Origin of the sequence: Kyrpidia sp., assembly GCF_023512215.1 — a bacterium.
Lineage (GTDB): Bacteria > Bacillota > Bacilli > Kyrpidiales > Kyrpidiaceae > Kyrpidia > Kyrpidia spormannii.
On sequence record NZ_JAILZZ010000100.1, the window covers coordinates 1 to 3,879 of the forward strand.

Annotated in this window: 4 protein-coding genes; all 4 read left to right on the forward strand. The window is 59.2% G+C overall.

From position 1 onward, the window contains the following. A partial coding sequence (locus K6T64_RS16425) for a cyclase family protein (protein WP_288011231.1) occupies nucleotides 1-611 on the forward strand: 611 nt, incomplete at its 5' end. A gap of 32 nt (nucleotides 612-643) precedes the next feature. Further along, on the forward strand, nucleotides 644-2,332 hold the full coding sequence (locus tag K6T64_RS16430) for an AMP-binding protein (RefSeq protein WP_288011233.1): 1,689 nt from the start codon (nucleotides 644-646) through the stop codon (nucleotides 2,330-2,332). Between the two features lie 23 nt (nucleotides 2,333-2,355). Then, nucleotides 2,356-3,081, forward strand: a complete 726-nt coding sequence (locus tag K6T64_RS16435; RefSeq protein WP_133121279.1) for a 2-phosphosulfolactate phosphatase — start codon at nucleotides 2,356-2,358, stop codon at nucleotides 3,079-3,081. Nucleotides 3,082-3,163: 82 nt separating this feature from the next. Next, nucleotides 3,164-3,879, forward strand: a 716-nt coding sequence (locus tag K6T64_RS16440) for a phosphotransferase family protein (protein WP_288011236.1), incomplete at its 3' end; no start/stop codon positions are given.

Here is a 3,879-nt window from a genome sequence, read left to right on the forward strand (position 1 = left end):
ACGGACGTTCGAAAATCAGTTCTATTATAACAATCTGCCGGCGGGGTGGGGCAAGGGGACGGAGTGCGGCAAGACAGATCACAATTTTATGGTACAATGGGACTAGTCGGAACCTGGAGGTAGACATCGCCCGACACCGGGGCAAGCCCTATCTGGATCGAGGCGAAACCTTTGGGCTGGATGATCTTTTGGCCTGTGCGGAGCGACAGGGCGTGACCATCGAGAAGCACGACATTCTCATTCTCCGCACCGGCTGGCTGAAAATCTTTTATGAACAGGGACCCGGGGCTTTTTATGGGGATTCGTTCAATGAGCCGGGTCTCACCTTTTCCCCGGAGCTTGTAAAATGGTTCCATGCCATGGAAATCCCGGTGCTTGCGACGGACACCATCGCGAACGAGACGACGGTGGACCCGAAGACCGGAGCGCTGCTCGTGCTGCACAATGCCCTGATGCGAAATCTTGGAGTGCTCTTTAACGAAATCCTGTGGCTGGAGGATTTGGCGGCGGACTGCGCCGAGGATGGCCAATACGCCTTCCTTTACGCCGGGTCGCCCTTAAAAGTCTACCGCGGCACCGGAGCGCCGGTGAATCCCGTGGCGGTGAAGTGAAGGATCCGTGATAACCGAGAGGGGGGTGCGCCGTGGGTTCTGTCTATGAGGAGAAGCCTTGGCTCAAGTTGTACCCGGATTTTGTGCCTCGAGAACTTCCGCTGCCGGCAATCAGCATGATCGACGCTTTTGAGAAGAGCGCCAAAAGGGCAGGGGGCCGTCCGGCAGTTCATTATTTTGACCAGACACTCACGTACGGACAGCTGGATGATCTGGCGACCCGTTTCGCGACGCTCCTGGCGGGTTGGGGCGTAGGCAAGGGGGACCGGGTGGCGGTGTATGTACAGAATAACCCGCAATTCTTGATTGCCCAATACGGAGCTTGGAAACGTGGGGCAGCGGTGGTTCCTCTCAACCCCATGTTCAAAGCAAAAGAGGTGGAATATCATCTCCAGGACTCCGGGGCCAAAGTTCTCGTGGCTTTGGATTCGCTCTACGCGGCTCATGCGGAGAAAGTGATCGGGGGAACGGACATCCGGCAGGTGGTGACCACCCATGAGAGAGATTTTGTCTCCGCGGATGTCGCAAAAAAGACGCCGCTTTTGAACCAGACGGACAAATCCCCCCCGTCAGGGACGGTGGATTTGGTTGCGGCCCTCAACCAAACGGTGCCGGACCCGGGAGTCCGGGTGTCGGTGGGTCCCGAAGATATTGCGTATCTCGTGTACACATCCGGGACAACCGGACGGCCGAAGGGCGCCATGAACCTGCACCGCAATGTCGCCTATAACGCAAATGTCTACAGGATTTGGATGAAGATGGCGGATGAAGACGGGGTGCTGGGGCTGGCTCCCTTGTTCCACATCACAGGCATTGTCGGCCACGCCGCTCTGGCCGCCATGGCCGGGATTCCGTTGGTCTTGTTTCATCGTTTTGATGCCGCTGTGGCCCTGGAGATGATCCAGCGGTGGCGGCCGACCATGACCGTGGCCTCTATCACGGCGTTTATTGCCCTGATGAACGCCCCCGAGGCCAAGGAGGCGAACGTGGCCTCGATGTCGAAGTACTACAGTGGAGGTGCCCCCATTGCCCCGAGCTTGGTGGAGCAATTTGAACGGGCCTTCGGTGGATACATCCATAACATCTACGGTCTCACGGAGACCAATTCTCCGACCCACGCCGTTCCGCTAGGGGTCCGGGCTCCGGTGGATCCGGGAAGCGGGGCCCTGTCGGTGGGGATTCCGGTGCCGGGTTGCCTGGCCAGGGTGGTGGATCTGGAGGACCCCAGTCGGGAAGTTGGTGTCGGGGAGCCTGGGGAGTTCGCGGTCAAGGGTCCGATGATTTTTTCCGGCTATTGGGACAAACCCGAAGCGACGAAAAGTGCGTTTCAAGATGGGTATTTTCTCACCGGAGACGTTGTGGTCATGGACGAACAGGGCTGGTTTTATGTGGTGGACCGCAAGAAAGATATGATCAATGCCTCCGGATATAAAGTGTGGCCCCGGGAGGTGGAGGACACCTTGTATCAGCACCCGGCGGTCAAAGAGGCGGCGGTGGTGGGGGTGCCGGATCCGTATCGAGGCGAAACGGTGAAAGCTTTTGTGGCCCTTCGAGGCGAATACGCCGGCAAGGTGACCGAAGACGATATCATCCAGTTTTGTCAAGAGCGGATGGCGGCGTATAAATATCCGCGACTGGTGGAGTTTCTCCCGGAGATTCCAAAAACCGCGACGGGGAAGTTCCTGCGCCGGGAGCTTAGGGAGCGCTCTTCAGGGTCGTGAAGAACGAAAGGTCGAAGCATCTGATGAGTAAAGTCTACCTGTGGACGGCTAAGGAGCAGATCGACCCTTATCGACTCCGGGGCGGCGTGGCTGTGGTGATGGATGTCCTGCTGGCGACCACGACGATGATCACCATAATGGAGCGGGGAGTGGGGCGAGTATTTCCCGCCCGGGATCTGGCCGATGCCCTGGAGTTGAAAAAACGGTGGCTGTCACCGCGGCTATTGACCGGCGGTGAGGAAGAAGGCCGGGAGGTCCCGGGGTTTGACCTGGGGCCTTTCCCGGAGGAGTACTCCGAAGATGTGGTGGCCGGGCGGGATGTGGTGTTTTTGACGACCAACGGCACCCCGGCCTTGCGCCGGTCGGAAGAGGCCGACCGAGTCCTCCTGGCTTCCCTTCGGAATGCCCCGGCGGTGACAGAGTATCTTCAAAGGCACGCGTTCTCCGAAGTTTATCTCGTGTGCGCCGGGTCGAAGGGCAGAATGTCCCTGGAAGATGCCCTTTGCGCAGGCGTGATCGCAGGTGGCCTGGAGGCGGCGGGGTGGGAGCTGGATGATGGCGCCATCGTGGTAAGGGATGCGGCCCGGGCCAATCGTGGGAGGGTGGTGGAGGCTCTCAGTCGGGGGCGGGTGGGCCGGTGGTTCACCCGGGTGGGCCGGGAACAGACCTTGGCTTTCGCCGGGGCCGTGGGAGCGAGTGATGCGCTAGTCGGACTCGTGGAGGGTCGGCTGCGATTCATTGATGACTGATCCAATGGGGAGCTTCGTTCAAGGAGGTCGGCGGTGTGACCGAGACAGAGATGTTGAAAAAATTCCAAGAAAGGCGATCGTCATGAGCGGGGGAATGAATCACCCGAAGAGCACCCGGGGGACCATCCCCGTTCGCCCCGGGGAGGAACTGGACGCGAAGGCCGTACAGAAATTTTTATCTGAGCATATTGAGGGGTTGGGAGATTGCGCCGTCCACATCGAACAATTTCCTTCCGGGGCGTCGAATCTGACTTACTGGATCCGCTGCGGGCAATGGGAGGGGGTGCTCCGGCGCCCGCCCTTTGGGCCGCTGCCGCCCAAGGCCCACGATATGAAGCGGGAATCCTCTTTTTTAAGCCGGCTCAACCGGGTGTTTCCCCTGGCGCCGAGACCTTACGCATTTTGTGAGGACTCCGGAGTCTTGGGAGTGCCTTTTTATGTGATGGAGTATCGGCGGGGTGTGGTGTTGGATGACCAGTTTCCTCCAGGCGTCGAGGTGACGCCGGAGCTTTGCCGCCGTATCTCCGATGCTGTGGTGGATACCCTCGTGGAATTGCATGCTGTGGACTGGCGTGAGGCGGGACTCGGGGAGTTTGGCCGGCCCGAAGGTTTTTTACAACGGCAGGTGAGGGGATGGATCGACCGGTATCACCGGGCAAAAACCGATGAGATTCCCCAAGTGGACCGCATTACCCGCTGGCTGGAAGACCATCTTCCGTCTTCGCCGGCGGCGACCATCATTCACAATGATTATAAGTTAAATAACCTCCTGTTGGACGCGGACGACCTGTCCCGGGT